This is a genomic window from Staphylococcus sp. EG-SA-15, from assembly GCF_017151895.1.
GTDB lineage: Bacteria > Bacillota > Bacilli > Staphylococcales > Staphylococcaceae > Staphylococcus > Staphylococcus aureus.
Genome location: NZ_JACVZN010000070.1, coordinates 1 through 561, shown reverse-complemented (window position 1 = coordinate 561; position 561 = coordinate 1). Strand labels below are relative to the sequence as shown.

Genomic DNA, 561 nt, shown 5'->3' with positions numbered 1-561 from the left:
GATTATGGATATATAGTCAAGTCCAGACTCCTGTGTAAAATGCTATACAATGTTTTTACCATTTCTACTTATCAAAATTGATGTATTTTCTTGAAGAATAAATCCATTCATCATGTAGGTCCATAAGAACGGCTCCAATTAAGCGATTGGCTGATGTTTGATTGGGGAAGATGCGAATAATCTTTTCTCTTCTGCGTACTTCTTGATTCAGTCGTTCAATTAGATTGGTACTCTTTAGTCGATTGTGGGAATTTCCTTGTACGGTATATTGAAAGGCGTCTTCGAATCCATCATCCAATGATGCGCAAGCTTTTGAATATTTTGGTTGATCGATATAATCATGAATCAATCGATTTTTAGCCTCACGCGCTAAGTTAATATCTGTGAACTTAAAAATTCCTTTAACAGCTTCTCTGAAAGATTTTGAATTTTTTTTAGGAATGGTGGTAAAGATATTTCTTAGGAAGTGAACTTGGCATCTTTGCCAACTTACGTTGGTGAAGGATTTTCTAATGGCAGAGACTAATCCTTTGTGCGCATCAGAAATAACGAGTTCCGTAC

General features: G+C 35.7%; 1 pseudogene. It reads right to left on the bottom strand.

The features are described 5' to 3' along the window. Positions 1 to 64: 64 nt before the first annotated feature. Positions 65 to 561 (bottom strand): annotated as a pseudogene (locus IDG64_RS14350) (IS256-like element IS256 family transposase); the annotation flags it as partial.